The organism is Achromobacter sp., assembly GCF_032102605.1.
Lineage (GTDB): Bacteria > Pseudomonadota > Gammaproteobacteria > Burkholderiales > Burkholderiaceae_B > Achromobacter.
In genome coordinates this window covers 247221-274085 of the sequence record NZ_DAMDGT010000009.1, presented here as the reverse complement: position 1 = coordinate 274085, position 26865 = coordinate 247221, and the positions used below count along the sequence as shown (strand labels likewise).

At 66.2% G+C, this 26865-nt stretch carries 26 protein-coding genes; 12 read left to right on the top strand and 14 right to left on the bottom strand.

Features of this window, described 5'->3' with window-relative positions:
- Positions 1-120: 120 nt before the first annotated feature.
- The 4 genes from RT614_RS20905 (at position 121) to RT614_RS20890 (ending at position 3883) form a co-directional block, all read left to right on the top strand.
- Complete coding sequence (locus RT614_RS20905; protein ID WP_313624033.1) at positions 121-1254, top strand: catalase family peroxidase; 1134 nt, start codon at positions 121-123, stop codon at positions 1252-1254.
- 2 nt (positions 1255-1256) lie between these two features.
- Positions 1257-1835, top strand: a complete 579-nt coding sequence (locus tag RT614_RS20900; RefSeq protein ID WP_313624064.1) for a cytochrome b — start codon at positions 1257-1259, stop codon at positions 1833-1835.
- Positions 1836-1977: 142 nt separating this feature from the next.
- Positions 1978-2949 carry a tripartite tricarboxylate transporter substrate binding protein gene (locus RT614_RS20895; protein ID WP_313624032.1) on the top strand — a complete coding sequence of 324 codons (972 nt, stop codon included), beginning with the start codon at positions 1978-1980 and terminating at the stop codon, positions 2947-2949.
- Between the two features lie 10 nt (positions 2950-2959).
- On the top strand, positions 2960-3883 hold the full coding sequence (locus RT614_RS20890) for an SMP-30/gluconolactonase/LRE family protein (RefSeq protein ID WP_313624031.1): 924 nt from the start codon (positions 2960-2962) through the stop codon (positions 3881-3883).
- Positions 3884-3920: 37 nt separating this feature from the next.
- Here RT614_RS20890 and RT614_RS20885 read toward each other — a convergent pair whose 3' ends face one another.
- Together RT614_RS20885 and RT614_RS20880 are read right to left on the bottom strand one after the other, a co-directional pair.
- Entirely contained in the window at positions 3921-4397 is a 477-nt protein-coding gene (locus RT614_RS20885; RefSeq protein WP_313624030.1) for a hypothetical protein, read from the bottom strand.
- 73 nt (positions 4398-4470) lie between these two features.
- On the bottom strand, positions 4471-5370 hold the full coding sequence (locus RT614_RS20880) for a LysR substrate-binding domain-containing protein (RefSeq protein WP_313624029.1): 900 nt from the start codon (positions 5368-5370) through the stop codon (positions 4471-4473).
- A 151-nt stretch (positions 5371-5521) separates the two neighbouring features.
- Here RT614_RS20880 and RT614_RS20875 point away from each other — a divergent pair, with 151 nt between their 5' ends.
- The gene (locus tag RT614_RS20875; RefSeq protein WP_313624028.1) at positions 5522-5917 is read left to right on the top strand and encodes a RidA family protein; all 396 of its coding nucleotides are present in this window, start codon (positions 5522-5524) and stop codon (positions 5915-5917) included.
- A gap of 1 nt (position 5918) precedes the next feature.
- Complete coding sequence (locus RT614_RS20870) at positions 5919-7091, top strand: NADH:flavin oxidoreductase (protein ID WP_313624027.1); 1173 nt, start codon at positions 5919-5921, stop codon at positions 7089-7091.
- Between the two features lie 42 nt (positions 7092-7133).
- On the opposite strand, the gene RT614_RS20865 is transcribed toward RT614_RS20870, so the two are convergent.
- The 3 genes from RT614_RS20865 to RT614_RS20855 are packed head-to-tail and all read right to left on the bottom strand — an operon-like array spanning position 7134 to position 8878.
- The gene (locus RT614_RS20865) at positions 7134-7553 is read right to left on the bottom strand and encodes a hypothetical protein (protein ID WP_313624026.1); all 420 of its coding nucleotides are present in this window, start codon (positions 7551-7553) and stop codon (positions 7134-7136) included.
- A 15-nt stretch (positions 7554-7568) separates the two neighbouring features.
- Positions 7569-7943 carry a glutaredoxin gene (locus RT614_RS20860; protein WP_313624025.1) on the bottom strand — a complete coding sequence of 125 codons (375 nt, stop codon included), beginning with the start codon at positions 7941-7943 and terminating at the stop codon, positions 7569-7571.
- A 59-nt stretch (positions 7944-8002) separates the two neighbouring features.
- Complete coding sequence (locus RT614_RS20855) at positions 8003-8878, bottom strand: LysR family transcriptional regulator (protein ID WP_313624024.1); 876 nt, start codon at positions 8876-8878, stop codon at positions 8003-8005.
- 76 nt (positions 8879-8954) lie between these two features.
- Here RT614_RS20855 and RT614_RS20850 point away from each other — a divergent pair, with 76 nt between their 5' ends.
- The gene (locus RT614_RS20850; protein WP_313624023.1) at positions 8955-9935 is read left to right on the top strand and encodes a DMT family transporter; all 981 of its coding nucleotides are present in this window, start codon (positions 8955-8957) and stop codon (positions 9933-9935) included.
- A 25-nt stretch (positions 9936-9960) separates the two neighbouring features.
- Here the strand turns inward: RT614_RS20850 and RT614_RS20845 are convergent, their stop codons facing one another.
- The 6 genes from RT614_RS20845 to RT614_RS20820 all read right to left on the bottom strand — a co-directional run bounded on the left by RT614_RS20845 (position 9961) and on the right by RT614_RS20820 (position 19739).
- On the bottom strand, positions 9961-11196 hold the full coding sequence (locus tag RT614_RS20845; RefSeq protein ID WP_313624022.1) for an MFS transporter: 1236 nt from the start codon (positions 11194-11196) through the stop codon (positions 9961-9963).
- Positions 11197-11391: 195 nt separating this feature from the next.
- Entirely contained in the window at positions 11392-13419 is a 2028-nt protein-coding gene (locus RT614_RS20840; protein WP_313624021.1) for an acetyl/propionyl/methylcrotonyl-CoA carboxylase subunit alpha, read from the bottom strand.
- Positions 13420-13596: 177 nt separating this feature from the next.
- The gene (locus RT614_RS20835) at positions 13597-15204 is read right to left on the bottom strand and encodes a carboxyl transferase domain-containing protein (RefSeq protein ID WP_313624020.1); all 1608 of its coding nucleotides are present in this window, start codon (positions 15202-15204) and stop codon (positions 13597-13599) included.
- 223 nt (positions 15205-15427) lie between these two features.
- Positions 15428-16609 (bottom strand): acetyl-CoA C-acetyltransferase, encoded by a 1182-nt coding sequence (locus RT614_RS20830; protein WP_313624019.1) that lies wholly within the window; start codon positions 16607-16609, stop codon positions 15428-15430.
- 35 nt (positions 16610-16644) lie between these two features.
- Positions 16645-18537: a bifunctional isocitrate dehydrogenase kinase/phosphatase gene (gene aceK, locus RT614_RS20825; protein ID WP_313624018.1), complete on the bottom strand. Its 1893-nt coding sequence runs from the start codon at positions 18535-18537 to the stop codon at positions 16645-16647.
- Positions 18538-18560: 23 nt separating this feature from the next.
- A complete protein-coding gene (locus RT614_RS20820; protein ID WP_056327730.1) occupies positions 18561-19739 on the bottom strand; it encodes an isovaleryl-CoA dehydrogenase in 1179 nt (392 codons plus the stop codon).
- Positions 19740-19986: 247 nt separating this feature from the next.
- On the opposite strand from RT614_RS20820, the gene RT614_RS20815 reads away from it, so the two are divergent.
- Complete coding sequence (locus tag RT614_RS20815; RefSeq protein ID WP_313624017.1) at positions 19987-21162, top strand: M20 aminoacylase family protein; 1176 nt, start codon at positions 19987-19989, stop codon at positions 21160-21162.
- Between the two features lie 58 nt (positions 21163-21220).
- The gene (locus tag RT614_RS20810) at positions 21221-22192 is read left to right on the top strand and encodes a tripartite tricarboxylate transporter substrate binding protein (RefSeq protein ID WP_313624016.1); all 972 of its coding nucleotides are present in this window, start codon (positions 21221-21223) and stop codon (positions 22190-22192) included.
- A gap of 72 nt (positions 22193-22264) precedes the next feature.
- On the opposite strand, the gene RT614_RS20805 is transcribed toward RT614_RS20810, so the two are convergent.
- A complete protein-coding gene (locus RT614_RS20805) occupies positions 22265-22597 on the bottom strand; it encodes a YnfA family protein (protein WP_313624015.1) in 333 nt (110 codons plus the stop codon).
- Between the two features lie 9 nt (positions 22598-22606).
- Entirely contained in the window at positions 22607-22987 is a 381-nt protein-coding gene (locus tag RT614_RS20800) for a MerR family DNA-binding transcriptional regulator (RefSeq protein WP_313624014.1), read from the bottom strand.
- A gap of 73 nt (positions 22988-23060) precedes the next feature.
- Here RT614_RS20800 and RT614_RS20795 point away from each other — a divergent pair, with 73 nt between their 5' ends.
- Entirely contained in the window at positions 23061-24128 is a 1068-nt protein-coding gene (locus RT614_RS20795; RefSeq protein ID WP_313624013.1) for an MBL fold metallo-hydrolase, read from the top strand.
- A gap of 30 nt (positions 24129-24158) precedes the next feature.
- Here RT614_RS20795 and RT614_RS20790 read toward each other — a convergent pair whose 3' ends face one another.
- A complete protein-coding gene (locus RT614_RS20790) occupies positions 24159-24785 on the bottom strand; it encodes a LysE family translocator (protein WP_313624012.1) in 627 nt (208 codons plus the stop codon).
- A 92-nt stretch (positions 24786-24877) separates the two neighbouring features.
- Here RT614_RS20790 and RT614_RS20785 point away from each other — a divergent pair, with 92 nt between their 5' ends.
- Together RT614_RS20785 and metC are read left to right on the top strand one after the other, a co-directional pair.
- Positions 24878-25588 carry a nitroreductase gene (locus RT614_RS20785; RefSeq protein WP_313624011.1) on the top strand — a complete coding sequence of 237 codons (711 nt, stop codon included), beginning with the start codon at positions 24878-24880 and terminating at the stop codon, positions 25586-25588.
- Positions 25589-25646: 58 nt separating this feature from the next.
- On the top strand, positions 25647-26864 hold the full coding sequence (gene metC / locus RT614_RS20780; RefSeq protein ID WP_313624010.1) for a cystathionine beta-lyase: 1218 nt from the start codon (positions 25647-25649) through the stop codon (positions 26862-26864).
- Position 26865: the final 1 nt, after the last annotated feature.

Below are 26865 nucleotides of genomic sequence, written 5' to 3'. Positions count from 1 at the left end.
TCCCCAGCTTACAGGGCAATCCAGTAAGACGCCGCCCGGACGAAGTTATTCCCTGCCGGAATAACTTTTTTTGCCCGGCGTCCTACAGGGGTATTCATCTCCCCATGGGCAAGGAGCCTTATGCAACAGGGACCTGACCGCAACCGCCGGCCTTCCGACAGGCCGCCATTCAATCCCCGCCCGCTGGATGCCCGGCAAATCGCCCTGCGCCTGGCTGCGATAGGCGCCATCGTGCTGGTCTCGGGCACCGCTTTCGCGTACGTGGGGGGCTGGCTGGATCCGCAACGGCTGACGCCGGACAGGATCGTGAACGCGTTGGAGGCCAACAGCGGCGTCCACGAGGGCTTTCGCCGCAATCATGCAAAAGGGGTCTGTGTCGTGGGCCGCTTTGAAAGCAGCGGCGCGGCGCACGACTTATCCACCGCCGCGGTGTTCGCGCCGGGCAGCACGCCGGTGGTGGGACGGCTGGCCCTTCCAGGCGGCAATCCTTACGCCCCGGATTCCAGCGTGCCAATCCGGAGCTTTGCCTTGATGTTCACGTCGGCCAACGGCGAACAGTGGCGCACCGGCATGAACAGCATGCCGGTGTTTCCGCTGGCGACGCCTCAGGCGTTCTATGACCAGCAGCTAGCCGGCCGGCCCGATCCCAAGACGGGAAAGCCCGATCCGAAGCGCATGCAGGCGTTCTTCGGGGCGCATCCGGAAGCGTCAGCGTTCCTGGCCTGGGTCAAGACCGCCAAGCCTTCGGCCAGTTACGCGACGGAAAGCTATTACGGCTTGAATGCGTTCTATCTGATCGATGCGAAGGGCGCGCGGCAGCCGGTGCGCTGGCAGTTGGCGCCGCTGGATGCGACGGCGGCCCCGGCCGCGCAGCCGGGACACGATGCCGACTATCTGCAATCCGATCTGCAACAACGTCTGGCGCAAGGGCCGTTGCGTTGGCGCCTGCTGCTGACGCTGGGCCAGCCCGGCGATCCCACGAACGACGCAACCCGCCAGTGGCCGGCGGACCGGCCGACCATCGATGCCGGCACCGTGGTGATATCAAGCAGCGCGCCCCAAAGCGATGGCCCGTGCCGCGACGTGAACTACGACCCGACTGTGCTGCCGCAAGGCATCGCCGTGTCCGACGATCCGCTGCTGGCGGCGCGGTCCGCCGCCTATGCGGCCTCTTATGAACGCCGCACGGGCGAAGGGCCGCCTCAAGGCGTCTCGGCGTCATCCCAATCGACCAAACCGGAGCGCGCCCAATGAACATGCCGTCCCATCAAACCCGTCGGTCTCCCGCTACGTTCAGCTTGCTTGCCCGCGTGCTGCATTGGTCGATGGCGGCCGGCATTATTGCGATGCTCTTCATCGGCGTAGGCATGGTGGCCTCGGTGTCCGAGCGGCATGAGTGGCTGGTGCAGATTCATAAGCCACTGGGCCTCGCATTGCTGGCGCTGGTGTGCATACGCCTGGCCAGGCGCCTGTTCAAGGGCGCGCCCGCCTTGCCGGCTGATCTGCCGGACTGGCAACGCCATGCGGCGTTGGCTTCTCACGTCCTGCTGTACGCGCTGATGTTCGCCATGCCGCTGATCGGCTGGGCCATGCTGTCGGCCGGCGGCTATCCCGTCGTGGCGGCCGGCTGGCAGCTGCCGCCCATCGCGCCCGCCGACGCGTCCTTGTTCGCCTGGCTGCGCGGCGCGCATCGCTATCTGGCCTTTCTGATGTTCGCGACGGTGCTGCTGCATCTGGCCGCCGCACTGTTCCACGGCTGGATACGCCGCGACGGCGTGCTGGAATCGATGACGCGCGGTCGTCCAACTCCAGTGCAGAGCCTGCCGCCAGACTGATCACCCACATCGGATTATCAACATGTGGAATCCGCGTTGCGCAACGCCTTGGCGGTCGATTGGCCGCCGCTTAAGGTGAAGACGCGACGTGACCAAATCCCGGTCCGTACGGAATTACAACCATGATTCTGAGGAGACCGAGATGCGACTGGCAGCACGCTTGGCAGTAATGGGCGTCATCGCCCTGACCTGGGGAGTGGGCCATGCGGAACCGCCGCAATGGCCCACGCGACCCGTACGCTGGATCGTCCCTTTTGGCGCGGGAGGCACCGCCGACGCGGCGGCGCGCCATATCAGCCAGAAGCTGACCGAACGCTGGGGACAGCAGGTCGTCGTCGAAAACAAACCTGGCGCGAACACGACGATTGCGGCATCTGAAGTGGCGCGTTCGGCGCCCGACGGCTATACGCTTTTTCAGCCGTTGAGTTCCACGCTGACCGTGAATCCGTTTGTCTTCGCGAAGCTTTCCTACGATCCGATGAAGGACTTCACGCCGATCGGGCTGATGGCCGTGGCGCCGATGTTGATCGTGGCGAACGACACCTTGCCGGCCAAGACGCTGGTCGATTATGTCGCGCTGGCGAAGCAGTCTCCGAACACGCTGACGCTGGGCGGCGGCGACATCAGCATGCAGCTCATCGCCGGACAGTTCGTGAAGTCCGCGGGCATAGAGCTTCGCTACGTGCCCTACAAATCGGGCCCGGACGTCATGCGCGGCTTGCTGTCGGGCGAGATTCAGACCGGCCTGGATGGCTATCCCGCGTATCCCTCTTTCTTCAAGACGGGCAAGCTGCGCGCCTTGGGGGTGGCCAGCCCGATGCGCCTGGCGGCGCTGCCGGATGTTCCCACGCTCAGCGAGGCCGGCTTCAAGAATTCGGGTTCTCCGGTGTGGCACGGCGTGATGGCGCCCCGCGGCCTGCCCGTCGCGCTGCAGGAGAAGATCAGCGCGGATCTCAAGGCGGTCCTGGAACTGCCCGACTTGCGCGCACGCCTGCAAGAGCTTGGGCTGGAGCCGGCATGGATGTCGAAGGATGATTTCGTTGCGTTGATCCAGCGGGACACGCAGGCCATGGAGCCGCTAGTCAAAGAGCTGGGCATTCGAGTCACGAACTAGGGAGACAGGCATGTACGAAGCACCACCGCGCAGAAAGCTGGAGATCTACGCCTCGATTCCTGAACGTTTCCACGTGTCGAACCGGCGCTCGATATGGAGCGAGGTGCAGCATGGCGGGCAGGACCCGGTCTTTCTGGAGGGACCGTCGTTCGACGCCGCCGGGAATCTTTGGGTTGTGGATATCCCGTGGGGCAGGCTTTTCAAGATCGATGACCGTGGCCAGGTCAGTTGCGAGCTGGAGTACGACGGAGAACCCAACGGGATGGTGTTTCATCCCGACGGCCACGCGATCATCGCGGACAACAAGAACGGCCTGATGCGTTTCGATCCCGCCACGGGCGCGATAACGCCCTTGCTTGAACGCGCGTTGGTCCAGCGCTTCAAGGGGCCCAATGATCTGGTGCTGGCGTCCAATGGCGATCTGTACTTTACCGACCAGGGGCAGACGGGATTGCATGATCCGACCGGACGCCTGTATCGCCTGACTGCGGCGGGGCAGCTCGATTGCCTGCTGTCCAACGTGCCCAGCCCGAATGGGCTGGTGCTGGGGCTGAAGGAAGACGTCGTCTACCTGGCCGTCACGCGGGCCAATGCCGTCTGGCGGGTGCCGCTGGTGAAGCAGCACGGCCTGGTCACGAAGGTGGGCACGTACATCCAGCTCTCGGGAGGAAGCGGGCCCGACGGCATGGCGCTGGATGAACATGGCGGACTCGCGGTCTGCCATGTCGGGGCCGGCATCGTCTGGCTGTTCGATGAGATCGGGCAACCGCTGTTGCGCCTGGATTCGCCGTCGGGCTTGAAGACGACCAACTGCGCCTTTGGCGGCCCAGATGGCAAGCGCCTGTATGTGACGGCCGGCGCCAATGTCCTGGTCGCCCATGTCGACCGTGCGGGCGCGCCGCTCGCGGGCCGGCGCAGCGTAGGCTTATCGTGAGCGCTTCAGTAGGCGGGGCGGCCTTGCCGCTCCCGTTTCAATAGCGGCCCGCAGGCAGGACGTCATCCAGCCAGGCCTCTGCATCGGGCCTGTCCGTCAGCATATGCCGCACCCATGCGTCGCGCTCGTGCGCAATGACGGCCAGTTCCCAGACGCAGGCCAGCGCGGGCTGCGTGACCGGCGTGAACGACTCCGGCTGCGCAAGCGGCGCCGACAACATGCGCTGGCACACGATGCCGCCGGTGATCCACCAGTCCAGCAGCAGCCAGATGGCTTCTTCGCCGACATGCACGATGCAGAAGCCGAGCCCGTGGCAGCGCTCGTTGCCCGCCTCTTTCTCAAGCACCGCACGCGCTGCGGCGCGCGCGGCCGCGACCGCCGCGTCGGTAAGCATGGGACCGGCCAGGTCCGGATCGCGGTGGATGCCATATACCTTGATCGCGTGATCCGCCTCGCGCCAGGTGTCGATGGGAGCGATGCGGCGGGGGAGGTAGGGTTCGGGCGGCTGCGTCATGGAAATGTCTGTGGGTAGCGGCGGTGGAATGTTCAGGGGCGGCGAAGCTGCTGGCGTCGGCGCTCTGTCACGTTCAATGTTCAGGCTCGCGCTGCGCGGCTTGCTCACGCAACCATTGCGCAACCGCCTGGACCTGCGCCGATGGTGCGCGGTCGGCGTGCATGGCCAGGTGATAGGTATACCCGTCGATCACCGGCCCGAAGGGCTGCACGAGATGACCGGCTTCCAGTTCGTCCGTGATCAATGCCAGGCTGACCAACGCGATGCCATGGCCGGCGACGGCCGCCTGGATTGCGTGTCCTTCGTCGGAAAAGCGCAACTGGCTGGCCTGCCGCGGCAAGGGCCGCCGCGCCACGGTGAACCAGCGTTCCCAGGTGGGGTTTTCCGGGCGGGGGCGCTTCCAGTCGAATCGGATCAAGGGTACGCGCGCCAGGTCTTTGGGCGACGTGACGCCCAGGCGCGGATTCGCCACGGGCGCGAACCGGTCGGTGAACAGGGGCTGGGTGACAAGGCCAGGATAGGGTCCACGTCCATAGCGTATGGCGATGTCGACGGCGGTGGATCGCAGGTCGACGAGGTCGTCGGTGGCTTGCAGCTGCAAGTCGATGTCGGGATGCGCACGGCGGAAGTCCGCCATGCGCGGCACCAGCCACTTCACGGTGAAGGCGTTCGTCGCCGATATGCTGACCTGCACGCGCAAGCGTTGTTGCGCCAACCGAACCAGCGTGGTTTCGAACGCATCGAAGCCGTCGCGCAGCACCGGGTAAAGCTGCGCGCCGGCATCGGTCAGCGACACCTTGCGCACCTGGCGGTCGAACAACGCAAGCTCGGTCTGCGCCTCTAGCGCACGGATCTGGTGGCTGACCGCGGTGGGTGTGACACCCAATTCCTGGGCGGCGGCTTTGAAGCTGCCCAGTCGCGCGGCGGCCTCGAATGCGCGTAGCGCGGATAGCGGAAGGGTTCGACGGTCCATGGGCCTGTATTGGCTTATAGATGAATTTATCTCTTCTTATAGCTGACAAATGAACCTTTGTCATGAATGCGGAGAATTCCTACATTGAAGCCATGGATCGGCAACATAACGCCTGATCCACCGACCAACAATAAGTGAAGGAATTCGCACCATGCTTCAACGTGTCATCACCCAGCCCGACAACTACGCGCCCTATCTGCTTTCGCAGGGCATCCAGTTTGGCAACCTGCTTTTCATCTCGGGCCAGGCGGGCGCCAACGACGATGGAAAGATCGTCGACGGCGGCTTTCTTGCGCAAGGCGAGCAAGCGTTTTCGAATCTGCGTCGCGCCCTGGAAGCCGGCGGTTCCAGTTTGAAGGACGTCATCAAGGTCACCATCTTCGTCACGGACATGGGGCATTTCCAGGACGTGGTGACGCTGCGCCGCCGCTTCTTTTCGGAACCCTATCCGGCCGACACCATCGCGGAAATCAAGGCGCTGTATGACCCTGCTGCGATGATCGAGATCGAGGCGATCGCGGCAGTGCGTCAACCGGAGGGCCGCTGACATGGACACGCTCGTTGATCGCCCTGACGTCGACATGCAAAGGTTGTTCGCACCATTGCGGTTGGGAACGACGCTGACCCTGTCCAACCGGCTTTCCGTCGCACCCATGACGCGCGTCAGCGCCACCGCGGACGGCCACGCGACGGAGCAGATGGCGGATTACTACGAGGCCTTTGCCGCCGGCGGATTCGGCCTGGTGATCACCGAAGGCATCTACACGGACAAGGCGCATGCGCAGGGTTACCTGTTTCAGCCGGGTATTGCCGATGACGCGCAGCGCGATGCGTGGCGGACCGTCGTGGATCGCGTCCATGCGAAGGGTGGCCGCATCATCGCGCAACTCATGCACGCGGGTGCGCTGTCGCAAGGCAATCCGCATCGCACCACGACGAAGGGGCCTTCGGCCGTGTTGCCGAAGGGACAGCAGATGGCGTTCTATCGCGGCGACGGGCCGTATCGGATGCCTGAAGCCATGTCGATCGATGACATCGCCGCCGTGGTCGATGGTTTTGCGCAAGCCGCGCGCAGGGCGCAAGAGGCGGGATTCGATGGCGTGGAGATACATGGCGCCAACGGCTATCTGCTGGACCAATTCCTGACCACCCACACCAATCTGCGCGATGACCGCTACGGCGGAAGCCTGGACAACCGGCTGCGTTTGACGGTCGAAGTCATCCAGGCCGTCCGGGCTGCGACGGGGGCAGGCTTTGTCGTGGGGGTTCGCAGTTCACAAGGCAAGGTCAACGACTTCACGCACAAGTGGGAAGGCGGCGAGGCGGACGCGGTGCGTATCTTCGACACGCTGGGCGCGCTGCCCATCGACTACCTGCACACGACGGAGTTCGAGGCTTGGCGCCCGGCCTTCAGCGAGCACGGCCCCAGTCTCGCAGCGCTGGCGCGCCGGCACGTTTCGGTGCCCGTGCTGGCAAATGGGTCGTTGCATGACGCGACCTGCGCAGACGGCATGCTGCGTAGAGAAGAGGCCGACTTCGTTTCGCTGGGTCGAGGTGCGCTCACCCATTCGGACTGGCCCGCAAGACTGTGCGCCGGAACTCCGCACGACTCATTCGACCGCGGGTTGCTGGCGCCGATCGCCGACTTGGACAACGCAGTCCGGCATCGTGCGCAGGTCAACACGCTAGCCGTTGAAGGCGCCAGTGCGGGGGATCGCTGATTTGGGGCCGGCCATGCGTGGCCGGCGTTATTCGCACTGTTGTCAGCGCGGCTTCCAGTTCAGGCCATCGGTGGAGCGGTACTCGGGACTTCCGACGCAGCACCCTCCCGCTCCAAGCGCCTGGCGGCCGATGAACGCCGTCACGTAGCCTTCGCCCGCCGTGAGCGTCTGGCGCACGCACGAGGTCGGCAGCAGATAGGGATCGCCCTCCAGGACCTTTGTCCAGCGCACGTTGTCGCCTTGGTCGGCGTCCACGCGATAGACCTTGCACTCGTGTACCAGCAGGTGAATGGGCTTGCCGGCCAGGATGCCTTTGAACTGCTGCTCTGCGGGCGTTTCGCGTGTCGCCAGGGTTTCGGCGGAGAGGCTGGATCCGGCTGTCGGCTGCGGCAGCGACGGCTCGCATCCTGCCAGCAGAACTGCGGCGCACACAGCGATCGACAGTCGGGCAGGATGCTTCATGCCGAACGAATCCGGTCAGGCCACGTTGGCGAAGCGTTGTTCCAGGTAGGCGATGATGTCGCTGGATTCGTACATCCAGCGCGTGCCGCCCGCTTCCTCGATACGCAGGCAGGGCACCTTCACCTTGCCGCCGCCGGCCAGCAGCGCTTCGCGCGCGGCGGGATCGCCCTTGGCGTCACGCAGCGAGATCGGCACGTTGAGCCGGTGCGCGGCGCGGCGCGTCTTGACGCAAAAGGGGCAGGCGTGAAATTGATAGAGCGAGAGCGCGGCGGCTTCAGCGTTGACGGTGGCCTGGCCTTGCGGCGAACGCTTCTGCGGGCGCGGGCGGGTCAGCGCGTCGCCCAGGACAATCATTTGACCCAAACCGACACGCAGGGCTTTAACGAACATAAATGCGGACTCAAAACGTATGGAGAGGCGGCCAGTCTACCCCGAGTGGGATATGTCCCTCAGGGGCCCTCGACCAGCCGCAGGGTGTTGACCAGCAGGCTGTACAGGCTGTCCACCGCCTTTGATCCGCGAGACCCCTTGCTTCGATAGACGGCAACCTGCATGGGTTCCAGCGGACCCAGCCCATGCTGGCTGCCCAGTATCTGCAAATGCGGGGGGACGCTGCATTGGGTCAACACCGCGACCGCCAGGCCGCTTTCCACCGCGGCGATCTGTCCGGCAAGGCTTGAGCTGTTGTAGACAAGCCTGTGCTTGCGGCCTTGCAGCGCCAATGCGTTCAGTGCGCTGCGACGCGCCAGGCTCGCTTCTTCGTACATGGCGATGGGCAAGGGATCGCGGCGCCACAGCGCAAACTCCTCTGATCCGATCCACACCATGGGTTCATGGAACAGCAAGGTGCCGCGGCGCGCGTGGTCGCGCGACACAAGCGCCAGGTCCAGGTCGCCCGAGGACACGCGCGGAATCAGCGACGTTGACTGCTCGCAGCTCAAGACGATTTCCACGCCGCTGTGGCGCGGCGCAAAGCGCTTCAGCACGGGCGTCAGGTATTTCGCTGCATAGTCGTCGGGAACACCCAGGCGCACGACGCCGCGCAGTTCTTCCCCGCTCAGCGCGACGTGGGCCTCGGCCTGCAGGTCCAGAATGCGGCGGGCGTAGCCCAGCAGTTTCTGACCCTCGGTGGTGAGTTCAAGCGTGCGGGTGTCGCGCTCGATCAGCCTGTGGCCCAGCGCTGCTTCGAGTTTCTTGAGCTGCATGCTGACTGCCGACTGGGAGCGGTTCACTTCACCTGCCGCTCGCGAAAGCGACCCCGCATCGATTACGGCGACAAAGGACCGCAGCCAGTCGATCTGGAGATCACGCGCGGAAAAGCTCATGGAGTTTCGATTTTCGAATGGAAGATAGAAGAATTATGCGCTTTTCGCTTGCGGGCCTGAACGGCAAACTGGCTGCATGAATACCGATCAACCCTTGAACGCCGCCTTCACAGAGAAGGCGGCCCCTGCCCCATCCGCCGGCACATTCACGGGCGCTCTGCCCTTTCTGCTGGGCTCGGGCCTGCTCGGGACCATCGGTGTGTTTGTGCACATGGCGGGCGCCGGCGCGCTGACCACTGCCTGGTTCCGGTGCGCGTTCGGCCTGGCCGGCCTGACGGTGTGGCTGGTGGTGCGCCGGCGAGTGCGAGTCTTGAGGTTGGGGTGGTCGATCGCGCCGATGGTGCTGGGTGCGGGCTCACTGATGGTGTTGAGCTGGGTGCTGTTCTTTGCCGCAATCGAACGTACGTCGGCGGGCATGGCGGTGGTGCTGTTCCACATGCAACCGATGTGGGTGCTGCTGCTGGGCGCAGTGTGGCTGCAAGAGCGCAGCAGCAGGCAGCGTCTTGTATCGGTCTTCGTCGCGATGATCGGGCTGGTGATGGCGACAGGCGTGCTGACGCACGATGCATCGGCGTCGTCGCAGGCCGGCTACTGGTGGGGCGTCGTCTTCTGCCTCCTCGGTTCTGTCTGCACCGCTTGCGCGACCGTCATGACGCGGCGCTTGGGGCCGATGCCGGCGGGTGTCCTGGCGTGGTGGCAATGCGCCTTGGGAACGGCCGTGCTGTGGGTGTGGCCCATGCAGCAGGGTTGGCCCGCGTGGGGATCTTCATGGCTTTGGCTGGCAGGTCTTGGACTGATCCACACCGCCGCCGCCTACACGCTGATTTATGCGGGAATGGCCCGCCTGGCCACGGGCCGGATTGCTGTCTTTCAGTTCGTCTATCCGGGTGTGGCGATCCTGATCGACTGGCTGTACTTCGACCGGCGCTTTGACACGCTGCAACTGGCGGGAATCGCAATCATGGCTGTGGCGATCTGGAGCGCCGAGCGCGGCGGCAGGGCTGGACGCGCGCGGGGCGGCCAGCGGGCAGGCCGGCAATCACGGCAGGAAACGTAGGCGGCGGCTGACAGACCAGGCGCTTCTACGGCTGCGGGACCTCGTTCCCCTGCAGGGTCCGCAGCTTTCTCAATTCCGGGAACCAGCGCATCCACAGTCCGGCCACCGCGATGGTCCCGATGCCGCCGATCACCACGGCCGGCACCGCGCCAAAGAGCTGCGCCGTCAGCCCGGACTCGAATTCGCCCAGCTGGTTGGAAGCCCCGATGAACAGGGTGTTCACTGCGCTGACGCGTCCAAGCATGTGATCCGGCGTATTCAACTGCACCAGCGACGAGCGCACCACCACGCTGACCGCGTCCGCCGCGCCCAGCACGACCAGCGCGGCGACCGACAGCGGGATTGACGTGGACAGGCCGAAGACGGTGGTCGCCAGTCCGAACACGATCAGCGAGCCGAACAGCAGCCGCCCGACGTTTTCGCCCAGGCTCAGGCGGGCCAGCGTCAGCGACATCAGCGCCGCGCCGCAGGCGGGCGCGGCGCGCAGCGCGCCCAGCGCCCAGGGACCGGCGTCAAGGATGTCCTTGGCGAAGATGGGTAGCAAGGCGGTTGCCCCGCCCAGCAGCACGGCAAACAGGTCCAGCGACAGCGTGCCCAGCAGCAGGCGGCGCTGGAAGATGAAGGTGATGCCGCCGAACAGCGTGCGCCACGTCGTGGGTTCCTTGCGCGGCGGCGCGCGGTCGATGACAAGGGTGGCGATGGAGATGAAGGCGGTCAGGTAGAGCGCCGCCGCCACGCAGTAGATCCACCCCGCGCCCAGGCTGTAGCCGACGCCGCCCAGCGCCGGGCCGGCGATCTGCGCGATCTGCCCGCCCGACGATGACAGAGCCGTGGCGCGCGGCAGCCATTCCCGCGGCACGACGGCCGGGATCAGCGTGGACAGGGTCGGCGCTTCGAAGGCGCGCGCGGAACTCATGACGATGATCGTCGCGTAGATCAGCGTCTTGCCGCCCACGCCGTGCAGCGCCGCGATGGCCAGCACCAGCGTGGCCAGGGCCTCCAGCGCCATGCAGGCGGCGACGATCTTGCGGCGGTCATAGCGGTCCGCCACGTGTCCCACCACCAGGGTCAGCGCCGCCATCGGCAGGAACTGCGCCAGGCCGATCAGGCCCAGGTCCATGGCGCTGCCCGACAGCGCGTAGATCTGCCAGCCCACCGCCACGGACACGATCTGGAACGCCAGCGACGCGGCGACGCGGCCACAGAGAAAATGCAGGAATGGGGGACGGGAAAGCGGACTGGCGGAGTCAGGGGCGGACATGGGGGAGTGCGGGCGCGCGGGGGGAGTCCGATTCTAGGGGCCGGGGGCTGACGGACAGCTAAACCTCGGATCCTGGCGCGCTTCGGGCATTCGGGGCCCTGCGATCAGCTATGCGCCCGACAGAGTTGCCTCGCTGGGGCGGCTCCGGGCGAGGATGCCCGGAGCCGCCGGGAAAGCGGCGTTGCGCCGCCTCCCCTATTCGATCGACACCAGCTCGGCGCCTTCCGTCACCTGGTCGCCCACGGCGTAGAACACTTCCGCCACGGTGCCATCCGCGGTGGCGGAGATGGTGTGTTCCATCTTCATCGCTTCCATGACCAGCAGGGGCTGGCCCTTTTCCACGGTGTCGCCCGCCTTGACCGAGATCGAGATGATCTTGCCGGGCATGGGCGCGGCCAGTCCGGCCCCGTGGTCACCCTGCGTGTCCTGCGAGTGCGTCAGCGCGTCGTAGAGGTCCAGGACGTGCGCGCCGTCTTCGCGGAAGACGTAGGCGCGGTCGCCATGCAGAACGACCGTGCCGGCGCTCTCGTGGCCTTCCAGGGTGATGCGCAGGCCGTAGGCGAGGTTCGGGTTGGCGCTGGCGTGGGAGCGCCACAGGAACGGCCGCGGACCGTCGCCGGTGTCCAGCGTCCACGCGCCGCCCTGCCGGGCCACGGTGACGCGGCGGGTCTCGCCGTTGTCGACCCATTGCAGATGGCGCTGGTACTGGCCGCCCAGCCGCCAGCCGTCGCGCGCGTCCCAGGGGTCAGCGGGGCCCTTGCCGGCGCTGGGCGTGCCGGCCGGCTGGGCCAGGCCCTGGCGCACCAGCACGGCGGCCGAGGCCAGCGCCAGGACGGCGCCGTCGGCAGCCGCCGGTTCGGGCAGCAGCGTTGCGCGCTGGCGCTCGAGCAGGCCGGTGTCCAGGTCCGCCGCGGCAAAGGCGCTGTCCTTCATCAGGCGGGACAGGAAGGCCACGTTGGTCTGCACGCCCACCGCCTGCGTCTGCGCCAGGGCTTGCAGCATGCGGGCGCGGGCTTGGTCACGGTCGGCGCCGTGCACGATGAGCTTGGCGATCATCGGGTCATAGAAAGGCGTGATGGTGTCGCCCATGCGCACGCCGCCGTCGACGCGGATATCGCCGTTGGTGAAAGCGGTGTGCGGCGGCAGGCCCAGGTACGCCAGGGTGCCGATGGACGGCAGGAAGCCTTTCTCGGGGTTTTCGGCGTAGATGCGGGCTTCGATGGCATGGCCATTGATGCGCAGGTCTTCCTGGCGCGCCGGCAGCGGCTGGCCCGCGGCGACGCGAAGCTGCCATTCGACCAAGTCGTGTCCCGTGATCATTTCGGTCACCGGATGCTCGACCTGCAGGCGCGTGTTCATTTCCATGAAGTAGAAGCGGCCGTCGGGTTCGGCGATGAATTCCACCGTGCCCGCGCCCACGTAACCGACGGCGCGCGCGGCGGCCACGGCGGCTTCACCCATGGCGCGCCGGCGCTCTTCGGTCATGCCGGGGGCCGGCGCTTCTTCGATGACTTTCTGGTGGCGGCGCTGCACCGAGCAATCGCGCTCGAACAGGTAGACGCAGTTGCCGTGCGTGTCGGCGAACACCTGGATTTCGATGTGACGCGGCTTTTGCAGGTAGCGTTCGATCAGCACGCGGTCGTCGCCGAAGCTGGATGCCGCTTCCCGCTGGCAGGACGCCAGCGCGTCCAGGAAGGCGCCCGTCGATTCGACGATGCGCATGCCCTTGCCGCCGCCGCCGGCGCTGGCCTTGATCAGCACGGGATAGCCGATGGCGTCGGCCTGCGACTTGAGGAATTGCGGATCCTGGTTGTCGCCGTGGTAGCCGGGCACCAGCGGCACGCCGGCTTTTTCCATCAGCGTCTTCGCGGCAGACTTGCTGCCCATCGCGGCGATGGCGGACGCGGGCGGGCCAACGAAGGCGATGCCGGCATCCTGGGCGGCCTGCGCGAAGGCCTCGTTCTCCGACAGGAAGCCGTAACCGGGGTGAATGGCGCCGGCGCCTGTGTCGCGCGCGGCCTGCAGAATGGCATCGGCGCGCAGGTAACTGGCGCGCGGCTCCGAGCCGCCGATATACACGGCCTGGTCGCAGGCGGCGACGTGACGCGCGTTGGCGTCCGCATCCGAATACACCGCGACGGTGCGCAGTCCCATGCGGCGGGCGGTGGCCGCGACGCGGCAGGCGATTTCGCCGCGGTTGGCAATCAGCAAAGTATCGAACATAGCGTTATCCAGGCTGAGGTGTTCGTTGACGCGGTGCCGAACAAGGACACAGCGAATTTATCTCTAACAACTGCCTCTATCAGCGCCGGCCCCATCGGGGGCACCGCGGATCCGGCTCCGCCGGTCCGCCAGTGCCGCCCCCTTGAGGGGGCGCGCGAAGCGCGTAGGGGGTGGGCTCTACATCCGGAACACGCCGAACTTCGTGTCTTCGATCGGCGCGTTCAACGCCGCCGACAGCGCCAGGCCCAGCACGCGGCGCGTGTCGGCCGGCGCGATGATGCCGTCGTCCCACAGCCGCGCGGTCGCGTAATACGGATGGCCTTCGCGCTCGTACTGTTCGCGGATCGGCGCCTTGAAGGCGTTTTCCTCATCGGCGGACCACTGGCCGTCGCGGGCCTCGATGCCGTCGCGCTTGACGGTGGCCAGCACGCTCGCGGCTTGCTCGCCGCCCATCACCGAGATGCGGGCGTTGGGCCACATGAACAGCATGCGCGGCGAATAGGCGCGGCCGCACATCCCGTAGTTGCCGGCGCCGAACGAGCCGCCGATCAGCACGGTGAACTTCGGCACCGCCGCGGTGGCGACAGCCGTGACCATCTTCGCGCCGTGGCGCGCGATGCCTTCGTTTTCGTACTTGCGGCCCACCATGAAGCCGGTGATGTTCTGCAGGAACACCAGCGGGATCTTGCGCTGCGCGCACAGTTCGATGAAGTGCGCGCCCTTCTGCGCGGATTCGGAGAACAGGATGCCGTTGTTCGCGACGATGCCGACGGGCATGCCGTGGATGTGCGCAAAGCCGGTCACCAGCGTGGGGCCGAAGCGGGCCTTGAACTCGTCGAATTCAGAGCCGTCCACGATGCGCGCGATGACTTCGCGCACGTCATAGGGCTTGCGCGTGTCGGCGGGGATGATGCCGTTCAGCTCGTTGGTGTCGTAGCGCGGCTCGCGCACGGGTAGCGTGGCCAGCGGCTGGGGCTTCTTGCGGTTCAGGCGCGCCACGGCGTTGCGCGCCAGTTGCAGCGCGTGCATGTCGTTGGCGGCCAGATGGTCCACCACACCGGACAGGCGCGTGTGCACGTCGCCGCCGCCCAGGTCTTCGGCGCTGACTTCTTCGCCCGTCGCGGCCTTTACCAGCGGGGGGCCGCCCAGGAAGATGGTGCCCTGGTTCTTGACGATGATGGACTCGTCGCTCATGGCGGGCACGTACGCGCCGCCGGCGGTGCAAGACCCCATCACCACGGCGATCTGCGAGATGCCTTGCGACGACATCTGCGCCTGGTTGTAGAAGATGCGGCCGAAGTGCTCGCGGTCGGGAAAGACCTCGTCCTGCTGCGGCAGGTTGGCGCCGCCCGAGTCCACCAGGTACACGCAGGGCAGATGGTTCTGCGCGGCGATCTCCTGGGCGCGCAGGTGCTTCTTGACCGTCATCGGATAGTAGGTGCCGCCCTTGACCGTGGCGTCATTGCACACGATCACGCATTCGGTGCCGGACACGCGGCCGATGCCGGTGATGACGCCCGCGCCGGGCGCATCGCCGTCGTACATGTCGTGCGCCGCCATGGGCGACAGTTCCAGGAACGGCGTACCCGGATCGATCAGGTTTTCCACGCGTTCGCGCGGCAGCAGCTTGCCGCGCGCCACGTGCTTGGCGCGTGCGGATTCGCTGCCGCCCAAAGCGGTTTGCGCCAGTTTCTGATTCAGGTCATCCAGCTGCGCCTGCATGGCGCGAGCGTTGTCGGTGTAGTCCTGCGACCGCGGATTGATGCGGGATTCGATGATGGGCATGGGGTACCACCCGTCCTGCTTGATTGGAATTTGAAGGCGCTCGGAAGAGCGGTTTGTCTCGTTGCCCGGTGGGCCGGGTGTTCTTATCGATCTTGGATCATGGATTTCGTTGCGCCTTTCCTGCATGGCCCGCGACCGACCCGTCGCGGTGGATGCAATGCCGAAAAGGCGCAGCGGAATCCCGCTCGTGCTGCGGGCCGGAGCCCGCTGCACGATCAAGCGCTTAGACCATTTCGATGGCCATCGCGACGGCTTCGCCGCCGCCGATGCACAGCGTGGCCACGCCGCGCTTGCCGCCCGTCTTGCGCAGCGCGCCGATCAGGGTGGCCATCAGGCGGGCGCCCGATGCGCCGATGGGGTGCCCCAGCGCCGTGGCGCCGCCGTGGACGTTGACCTTGTCATGCGGAAGCTTGAAGTCGGTCATGGCGGCCATGGTGACCACCGCGAAGGCTTCGTTGATCTCGTACAGATCCACGTCCTCGGCCTTCCAGCCGGTCTTGTTGAACAGGTTCTTCAACGCGCCGACGGGGGCGGTGGTGAACCAGTTCGGCTCTTGCGAGTGCTGGGTGTGGGCGACGATGCGGGCCAGCGGCTTCACGCCGAGCTTTTCGGCGGTGGACGCGCGCATCAGCACCATGGCGGCCGCGCCATCGGAAATCGACGACGAGTTGGCGGCCGTGACCGTGCCGTCTTTCTTGAAGGCGGGCTTCAGGGTGGGGATCTTTTCCGGCATGGCCTTGGTGGGGGCTTCGTCGGTGTCGATCACGGTGTCGCCCTTGCGGCCAGCGACGGTGACCGGCGCGATTTCCCACTTGAAGCTGCCGTCTTCCGACGCGGCGCGGGCGCGGCGCAGCGATTCCAGCGAGAACTCATCCTGCTGTTCGCGCGTGAACGAATACTTGGAGGCGCAGTCTTCGGCAAACACGCCCATGGCCTTGCCCTTGTCGTAGGCGTCTTCCAGGCCGTCCAGCGCCATGTGGTCGTACACGGTGTTGTGGCCGTAGCGGTAGCCCTGGCGGCCCTTGAGCAGCAGGTAGGGTGCGTTGCTCATGCTTTCCTGGCCGCCGGCGACGACGATGTCGGCGCTGCCGGAGGCCAGCAGGTCATGGCCGAACATGGCGGCCTTCAGGCCCGAACCGCAGACTTTGTGGATCGTCGTGCATGCGACGCCCAGCGGCAGGCCGGCGCCCAGCGCGGCCTGGCGCGCGGGGGCCTGGCCCTGGCCGGCCTGCAGCACGTTGCCCATGATGACTTCGTCGACCTGTTCCGGCTTGATACCGGCGCGCTCGACGGCGGCCTTGATGGCCACCGAGCCGAGTTCGTGCGCGGCCAGGCCGGACAGGTTGCCCAGCATGCCGCCCATGGGCGTGCGGGCGACGGAAACGATAACGATGGGATCTGACATGACTAGCTCCTGTGAGGGTCGGGACAGCGTTTCGGTTACAACACCGCGTTGCCGCTTGAATGGCGTTCTGAGCGCAGGCGTCTGTCCGTATCGTAAGGGAAAAATTCTTCAATCCGGCCCTGCGCCACCTGGGCGCGACAGGCCTGCCACCACTCCGGTTCCAGCAGGTCGGAATGGTGACGCATGAAGGCGCCGCGCACCCGCGCGTCGCCCAGCAGGAAGCGGCCGAACTCTTCGGGAAATACGTCGTTCGGCCCGATGGCGTACCAGGGTTCGGACGCCATTTCGGCCTCTTCGTTCGGGGCCGGCGGAATGCGCCGGAAGTTCATCTCGGTCATGCGCTGGATTTCGTCGTAGTCATAAAAGACGACCCGGCCCAGGCGCGTTACGCCGAAATTCTTGTAAAGCATGTCGCCGGGGAAGATATTGGCCGCGGCAAGCTGCCGGATGGCGTCCCCGTATTCGCGCACCGCGGCATCCAGCAGCGCGTCGGGCGCCTGCTGCAGATACAGGTTCAGCGGCGTCATCCGGCGTTCGATGTAGACATGACGGATGACGACCGTGTCGGCGGTTTCCTCGATGAGGCTGGGCACCCGCCGGCGCAGTTCTTCCAGCAGCGCGGGCGCGAACCGGGCGCGCGGCAGGGCCACCTGCGAATACTCCCAGGTGTCGGCCATGCGGCCCACGCGGTCATGCAGCTTCACCATCTGGTATTTGCGCCGCACGGTGGCGTGGTCCATGCCGTCCTTGTCGATGTGGTCCTTGATGAGCTTGAACACATAGGGATAGGACGGCAGCGTGAAGACGCACATCACCATGCCCTTGATGCCGGGCGCGATGTCGAAGGCATCGCGCGAATGCGCCAGGTGGTGCAGGAAATCGCGGTAGAACAGCGTCTTGCCCTGCTTCTGCAGGCCGATCATGGTGTAGAGCTCGGCCTTGGGCTTGCGCGGCAGCAGGCTGGACAGGAAATTGACCACCGCGGCCGGCGTTTCCATGTCCACCAGGAAATAGGCGCGCGTAAAGCTGAACAGCGTGCTCAGGTCGTCCGCGCCCAGCAGCAGCGCATCCAGGACGACCTGCCCGGCCGGATTGCGCGTCAGCGCCACGGCGAACGGATAGACGGTGGTCTGGTTGATCAGCCGGCCGACGATGTAGGCGCCCTTGTTCCGAAAGAACAGCGAGCCCAGCGCGTGGATCTGGCAGTCGGTGGCGATGCGCCGGCCGACGTGGCGAGGCAGCAGCTTCCTCAGCGTGGATACCGCCGTGCGGGCCAGCAGCCGGGTGTCGCGGGGCAGGTCCTCGAACGGCAGCGCCAGGCCGAAGTCCGCCACCATGCGGATCAGGCTGGGCTCCAGCCCGTCGGTGGCGGGGTAGTAAACGCGGTACGACGGCGTGCTGCTGTCCAGGTAGTCGGTGGCGACAGCCGGCCGGACAAACAGGAAATCGTTGTGGAAGTAGTCCCGGTGCAGCAGCCGGCACGACACCGAATTGAAGAATGTCTCGGCGCATTCGGGCTGGCGGTGGTCGCCCAAGAGGCCGACGAATTCCTGCTTGATGTGTTGCCAGTACGCGGTCTGCGCGTCGGTCAGGGACGGCGCGGCGGCGCGGCTCGTGCCGTTGCCGCCGCCGTCCGTGGCGCCATTTGTCGGGCCGACGGCGCCTTCAGGCCTCCCGCGCAGCACGCCCTCGAGCTGGGCCGCGCATTCGCGCACGCGCATGTCGTAGTACTCGATGCGCTCGCGCGACAGGTGCTGGATGCCGTGCCAGTCGCCCGATTCGAACAGCGCCTTGGCGCGCTGGGCGCTGTAGCGGAACAGCGAATAGTGGCGGTCGAAGCCCGCCAGCATCAGGCGCGCGACGTCCAGCGGCGAGGGTCCCGGCGCGGGAGCCTGCTCGATATGCTGGACGTCGGACATGCGGATCATGGCGCGGCCTGTGGATAACCCGGTCAGGCGGTTTCGTTGAAGAGTTCGCGGCCGATCAGCATGCGGCGGATTTCGCTGGTGCCGGCGCCGATTTCATACAGCTTGGCGTCGCGCCACAGGCGGCCCACCGGATATTCGTTGATGTAGCCGTTGCCGCCCAGGATCTGCACGCCCTCGCCCGCCATCCACGTGGCCTTTTCGGCCGTGTAGAGGATTAGCGCCGCGCAGTCCTTGCGCACCTGGCGCACGTGGTCCGAGCCCAGCTTGTCCAGGTTCTTGCCCACCTGGTAGCAGAAGGCGCGGCTGGCCTGCAGCGTCGTGTACAGGTCGGCGACCTTGCCCTGGATGAGCTGGAATTCGCCGATGGCCTGGCCGAACTGCTTGCGGTCGTGGATGTAGGGCACCACGACGTCCATGACGGCCTGCATGATGCCCAGGGGGCCGCCGGACAGCACGGCGCGTTCGTAGTCCAGGCCGCTCATCAGCACCTTCACGCCGCCGTTGACCTGGCCCAGCACGTTTTCCTCGGGGATTTCGCAGTCCTGGAACACCAGTTCGCCGGTGTGGCTGCCGCGCATGCCCAGCTTGTCCAGCTTCTGTGCGACCGAAAAGCCCTTGAAGCCCTTTTCCACCAGGAAGGCGGTGATGCCGCGCTGATGGGCTTCGGGGTCGGTCTTGGCGTAGACGACAAGCGTGTCGGCGTCGGGGCCGTTGGTGATCCACATCTTGGTGCCGTTCAGCACGTAGCGGTCGCCCTTTTTGTCCGCGCGCAGCTTCATGCTGACGACGTCGGAACCCGCGCCCGGTTCGCTCATGGCCAGGGCGCCCACGTGTTCGCCGGAGATCAGCTTGGGCAGGTACTTGGCCTTCTGGGCCGCCGTGCCGTTGCGGTTGATCTGGTTCACGCACAGGTTGGAGTGCGCGCCGTAGGACAGGCCGATGGAGGCGCTGGCGCGGGAGATTTCCTCCATCACGACCATGTGGGCCAGGTAGCCCATGTTGGCGCCGCCGTATTCCTCGTCGGCGGTCATGCCCAGCACGCCGAGATCACCGAATTTGCGCCAGAGGTCCATGGGGAACTGGTCGCTGCGATCGACTTCCGCGGCGCGCGGCGCGATCTCGGCCTGCGCGAAGTTGCGTACGGCATCGCGCAGCATGTCCAGGTCTTCGCCCAAGTCGAAGTTCAGGCCGGGAAGATTCATCGAGGTCTCCGTGATAGTAGGTACTTACATTCTTATGGGCGCCCCGCGATCGCGGCGTGCTGCCCCTCGCGGGGTCATGATGCGCCGATCGATCACCGCCACGCAATGATGCAGTGCAAATATTACGTTTACGTAAACGTAAATTGGATTCGGGTTATCCCTAGCGCGTTGTCGCCATCCCGCTAGGTAACGGTGAGTAAGATTTCAACCGATCCTTGAACCCTGAATTACCGAGACTGGAGTTGCCGTGCTTGAACTATCCAACCTGGACGAAATTGTTGCGCTGCGCCGCGACATCCACATGCATCCGGAGCTTTGCTACGAAGAGCACCGGACGGCCCAGGTGGTGGCGGACGCGCTGCGCAACTGGGGCATCGAAACGCATACCGGCATCGCCAAGACCGGCGTGGTCGGCGTGATCAAGCGCGGGACGTCGGACCGGGCCATCATGCTGCGCGCCGACATGGACGCGCTGCCCATGCAGGAGGAAAACCAGTTCGAGCACCGCTCGCGCCACGACGGCAAGATGCACGGCTGCGGCCATGACGGCCACACCGCGATGCTGCTGGCTGCGGCGCAGCATCTGCAGACCGCGGGCGGGTTCGACGGCACGGTGTACCTGTGCTTCCAGCCGGCCGAGGAAGGCGGCGCCGGCGGCCGCGCCATGATCCAGGACGGCCTGTTCACGCGCTTCCCGTGCGAAGCCGTCTTCGGCATGCACAACTGGCCGGGCCTGCCCGCCGGCTCGTTCGGCGTCTGTTCCGGCCCCATGATGGCGGCGGCGAACGGCTTCAAGATCACCGTCAAGGGCAAGGGCGGCCACGCCGCCGCGCCCCAGGACTGCAACGACCCCGTGCCCGCGCTGTTCGCCATCGGCCAGTCGCTGCAGACCATCCTGACCCGCAGCAAGCGTCCCCTGGACGCCGCCGTGCTGTCGATCACCCAGGTGCAGGCCGGCGGCAGCGTCATCAACGTGATCCCGAACACGGCGTGGCTGGGCGGATCGGTGCGCGCCTACAGCACCGACGTGGTCGACCTGATCGAGCGGCGCATGAAGGAAATCGCCGGCAATATCGCCGCCGCGCACGGCTGCGAGGCCGACGTGTTCTTCGAACGCCGCTACCCGGCGCTGGTCAACACCGTGGCCGAGACCGAGTTCTGCATGAACGTCATGCGCGACGTCGTGGGCGAGGACCGCGCCCTGACGATCGAACCGGCGATGGCGTCGGAAGACTTTGCCTTCCTGCTGCAGGAAAAGCCGGGCTGCTACGTGTTCCTGGGCAATGGCGACGGCGAGCACCGCATGGCGGGCCACGGGCTGGGCCCCTGCATGCTGCACAACGCCAGCTATGACTTCAACGATTCTTTGATTCCGGCGGGCGCGTCGTACTGGGTTCGCCTGGCGCAACGCTACCTCGCCTGATGTGCTTTACCGCAGTTCGTTTCACCAACGCAGTGCTACGCAACATCACTAGGACGATATGAAAAAGAAGACATTGCTGATCAAGGCCGCGGGGGCGGCCCTGGCAATCATGGCAAGCGGCGCGATGGCCCAGACCTGGCCGGCCAAGCCGGTCACCGTGGTCGTGCCGTATACCGCGGGCGGCAGCGCCGACGCGATCGGCCGCCGCCTTGGCGACGCGCTGCGCAAGGAAGCCAACGTGACGGTCATCGTTGAAAACAAGCCCGGCGCGGGCGCTTCCGTCGGCACCGATTACGTGGCGCGCGCGCAGCCGGACGGCACCACCCTGCTGCTGGCCTCGACCAGCCCGCTGACGATCTTCCCGCACCTGGCCAAGACCAACTACGACCCGATGAAGGACCTGACGCCGGTCGCCAGCGTTGCCGTGGCGCCCGTCGCCATCGTGGCGACGAAGGCGCTGCCCGTGAAGGATTTTGCAGGCCTCATCGACTACGCGAAGTCGCATCCGGAAGGCGTGCGCTACGGCACGCCGGGCCAGGGCACCGTGGCCCACATCGGCATGGCGGCCGTGACCACGCAGACCGGCACCAAGATGCTGCACGTGCCCTACCGCGGCAACAGCCAGGCATTGACCGACGGCCTGGGCGGCGTGGTGGAACTGCTGGTGGTGAATAGCGATGTCGTGTTGCCGCACGTGGCCAACGGCGCGCTCAAGCCGCTGGCCGTGATGGCGCCGCAACGCCTGGCCGCCTGGCCCGACGTGCCGACGATGGCGGAGCTGAAGCTGCCGCAGGCGCAGTATTACTCGAACTTCGGCATCTTCGCGCCGGCGAACCTGCCGCCGACGGTGTCGCAGCCGCTGCAGGCCGCGCTGGCCAAGGCGGTCGCCAGCGCCGAGTTCCAGGAACTGCTGGCCAAGTCGTTCCTGCAGCCGGGCACGGCGACGGGCGATGCGTTCGCCAAGCAGGTGCAGGCGGAATTCACGAACAACGCCCGCATCATCAAGGAAGGCAACATCAAGGCCGAGTAATCCGCGGCATATGAAAAAGCGCGCGGCCCCTGGGGCTCGCGCGCTTTTTTTTTTGATGGGGCGGGGTGGACGCTACGAGCCGCGCGGCCCGAACATGATCACCAGCATGCCGGCCAGGCACAGGCCCACGCCGATCCAGTCGCTGGAGCTGGGCCGCACGCCGTCCACGGCCCACAGCCACAGCAACGCCATGCCGATATAGACGCCGCCGTAGGCGGCATAGACGCGGCCCGAGGCGGTGGGATGCAACGTCAGCAGCCACGCGAACAACGCCAGGCTGAGCGCCGCTGGCGCCAGCAGCCAGATGGAATGGCCCTTGCGCAGCCACAGGTAGGGCAGATAGCAGCCGACGATTTCGGCCAGCGCGGTCAGGATGAAGAGCGCGACGGTTTGCAGGGCAGCCATGCGCGCGGCCTACGGCTTTTGCGCCAGCAGCGCCTGGCACTGGCGCTCTTGTTCGGCGATTTCCTGCAGCGTGTCGTCGATGTCGCGACGCTGTTGTTCCAGCGTGACGCGGTGTTGTTCCAGCACGGTCAGGTACTGGCGCAGCTGGACCGTGGTGTCGCCCGGACCGTCGTACATGTCGATCAGGGTGAGGATCTCGGACAGCTGCAGGCCCAGCCGCTTGCCGCGCAGGGCCAGTTTCAGGCGCGTGCGGTCGCGCGGGCCGAAGATGCGGTTGCGGCCCTCGCGCGCCGGGCTGACGATACCCTGGTCTTCATAGAAGCGGATCGTGCGGGGCGTGACATCGAACTCGCGGGCGAGTTCGGAGATGGTCCAGGTTGACGAGGGCATGCGACGTGTGGCAGTTTACGTAAACGTAAATTATGATGACTTGACCAGATCGTCAAGCGTGGAGCAAGAGGCAATGAACCCCAACGAACAGAAGCTGCAGTACCCCTGGGCTGATTTTCAGCCGGAAGCCGGCCACGCGCATGTCGTGGCGGAAGGCGTCAAATGGATCCGCATGCCGCTGCCGTTCGCGCTGGATCATATCAACCTCTGGCTGCTGCGCGACAACATCGACGGCCAGGACGGCTGGACCATCGTCGACTGCGGCATCTCGCGCGACGAAGTGAAGACGCTGTGGGAAGAGGTGTTCAAGAACGAACTTGAGGGCCTGCCCGTGCTGCGTGTGCTGGTCACGCACATGCATCCGGATCACATCGGCCTGGCGTACTGGCTGTGCGAACGCTGGAACGCGCGCCTGTGGATGACGATGACCGACTTCATGGTGGCCTCGCTATGGTCGTCGCGTCGCAACGATGCCGGCGCGGGTCCGGGGGGACAGTCGGCGGTCGAACACTTCGCCCGCCACGGCCTGACCGATCCGGACGCGCAGGAACAGATCCGCCAGCGCGCCAGCTACTACCCCAACCTGGTCCCCGCCGTACCGTCCCGCTACACCCGCATCATGGACGGCGACCAGATCCGCATCGGCGGCCGCGACTGGCGCGTCATCGTGGGCTACGGCCACGCGCCGGAACACGCGTCGCTGTTTTCGCCCGACCTGGGCGTGCTGATTTCCGGCGACATGGTGCTGCCGCGCATCTCCACCAACGTCAGCGTGTTCGACTACGAACCCGACGCCAATTCCCTGCCCCTGTATCTGCGGTCGCTGGATGGCTACGACGGCCTGCCGGATGACACGCTGGTGCTGCCGTCGCACGGCCGCCCCTTCAAGGGTCTGCACGAACGCATCGCGCAGCAGCACGAGCATCACCGCGACCGGCTGGCCGAAGTACTCGAAGCCTGTGCCGTCCGCCCGCAATCTACCTCCGACATCGTGCCCGTGCTCTTCAAGCGCAAGCTGGACCTGCACCAGCTGACCTTCGCCATGGGCGAAGCGCTGGCGCATCTGCATGCGCTGTACTTTGAAGGAAAGCTGACGCGCGCCCAGGACGCCGACGGCATCGTGCGGTTCAAGGCCGCCTGATCGGCGCCTTGGTGCAGACGGCGCCGTGCGTCAGCGCGTCGCCGTCGCCAGTCTTACCGCCAGCCCCACGAACACCAGCGCGGCGATGCGATTCAGCCAGCGCTTGGCCGTCACCGATCGCTGCAGCAGTTCGCCGAACGCGCCGGAGAAGAACGCGATCGCGCCGAACACCAGCAGGGTCGACACCATGAAGACCGCGCCCAGCTGCATGGTCTGCAAGCCCACCGGGCCCAGCCGCGGGGACGTGAACTGTGGCAGGAACGCGAAGAAGAACAGCAGCACCTTGGGGTTGGTCAGGTTCATCACGATGCCCCGGCGGTACAGGGCGCCGGGCCGCATGGGCTCGGGCGGCTTGCCGGTGTCGCCGCCGACCGGCGCGCGCAAAATCTGCCACGCCAGCCAGGTCAGATAGGCCGCGCCCGCCAGCTTCAGCACCGTGAACGCCATGGGCGACGCGGCGAAGACCGCGGCCAGTCCAACCGCCACCGCGGCAGTGTGCCCCAGCAGGCCCGTGCACAGTCCCAGCACCACGAACATGCCGGCCTTGCGGCCCCAGATGGCGGACTGCATCAGGACGAACAGGTTGTCCGGCCCCGGCGTAAGAGCCAGCAGCACGGCAATGCCGAAGAACGCGATCAGGGTGTCGAAGGGCAGCATGGGATCTCTTCAGAGGCGGGCGGGCCGGACGGTGGCATCCGGTCAGTGGCATCATAAAGGCAAAGCCGACCACGACAGGAGACAGACCGACCATGACCGCCGCACCCCTTGACGTCACGGAAACCGGAAGCGCGCGCGACGACGCCAGCCTCGAAGCCTGGCTGCTGGCGCGGCACAGCTGCCGCGCCTTTTTGTCCGACCCCGTGCCGCGCGCCACCATCGAGCGCATCCTGACCCTGGCGCAGCGCACGGCGTCCTGGTGCAACTGCCAGCCCTGGCAAGTCGCCATCACCGAAGGCGCGGGCACGCGCCGGCTGCGCGACGCCTTGCAGCACCGGGCGCAGATCGAGGGATTCGAGCCGGACTTTCCGTTTCCGCGCGAATACCGCGGCGATTACCTCGCCCGCCGCCGCGAATCCGGATTCCAGCTCTACGGCGCGGTGGGCGTTCCTCGCGGGGACCGCGACGCCTACCGCCGCCAGGAAATGCGCAACTTCGCGCTGTTCGACGCGCCGCATGTCGCCATCGTCACGACGGACGAGGCGCTTGGCGAATATGGCGCCATGGACTGCGGCGGCTATGTCGCCAATTTCCTGCTGGCGGCCCAGGCCAATGGCGTGGCTACCGTGGCGCAGGCGTCGCTGGCGATGTACCCGGAAGTGCTGCGCGACGTGCTGGGCATCGGCCCCGACCGGCGCGTGGTCTGCGGCATCTCTTTCGGCTATGCGGACACGGCGCATCCGGCCAACAGTTACCGCACCCGGCGAGCGGATTTGGCGGAGACGGTCAGCTGGATAGGCTGAAATTCTTGCCGCCTCCTGATATGGTTTGATTTTCCCGGTTTTGTCGCACCCCAAGAAGATGCCTACCAAACACATCGATACGGTTCTCCAGCACGCGGGCACGGCCCCGTTCAATCCCGAGACCGGCACGGCCCCGGTGCCGCTGCCGCCCATGCGGGCCAGCACGGTGCGCTTCGCCAACATCGCCGCCCTGGAAAATGCCCAGCGCAGCAAGGCGGCCGGCGGTCGCGCCACCACCTACGGTCGCATGGGCATGGATACCCACGCCGCGCTCGAAGAGGTGTTCACGCAGCTGGAAGGCGGCACGCATTGCTACCTGGCGTCTTCGGGCCTGTCGGCGATGACGATGGTCATGATGGCCCTGTGTTCGGCGGGCGACCACGCGTTGATCTCCGACTGCGTGTATGGCCCGATGCGCGAGCTGGACGATGCCGTGCTCAAGCGCATGAACATCGAGATCACGTACTTCGCCGCGGGCGAAGACCTCGAAGCGCTGGTGCGTCCCAACACCAGGCTGCTGTACGTCGAATCCCCCGGATCCCTGTTGTTCGAAATGCTGGACATGGGCGCCATGGCCGCGTTCGCCAAGCGCCACGGCCTGGTGCTGGCCACCGACAACACCTGGGGCTCGGGCTACATCTATCGCCCGCTGACGCTGGGCGCGCAGGTCTCCGTCATCGCCGGCACCAAATACGTGGGCGGCCATTCCGACCTGATGCTGGGCGCGGTGGTCACCAACGACGAAGCCATCGCGCGCAAGCTGAACCGCACCCAGTACGCGATGGGCTATTCCGTTAGCGCGGACGATGCCTGGCTGGCCTTGCGCGGCGTGCGGACCATGCCGATCCGCATGGCCCAGCATGCGCGCCATGCCCTGCAGGTGTGCGAATTCCTCAAGGGCCGCGCCGAGACCGTGCGCCTGTTCCATCCCGCGTGGCCCGAGGATCCCGGCCACGCGCTGTGGCAACGCGATTGCACCGGCTCCAACGGCATGCTGTCCGTGGAACTGCGACTGTCGCCGGATGCGGCGCGCACCTTCGTGGATGCGCTGACCCTCTTCGGCATCGGCTTTTCATGGGGCGGCTATGAAAGCCTGGTGCAGCTCGTGTCGCCCAAGGACCTGTCCAAGCACAAGTATTGGGGCGAAGGCGACAATGCGCTGGTCCGCCTGCATATCGGGCTGGAATCGCCGGAAGACATCATTGCCGACTTGACCCAGGCGCTGGACAAGGCCGCGGCGTTCCAGAAGCAGGCGCAAGTCCAGGCCCAGCCCTGAG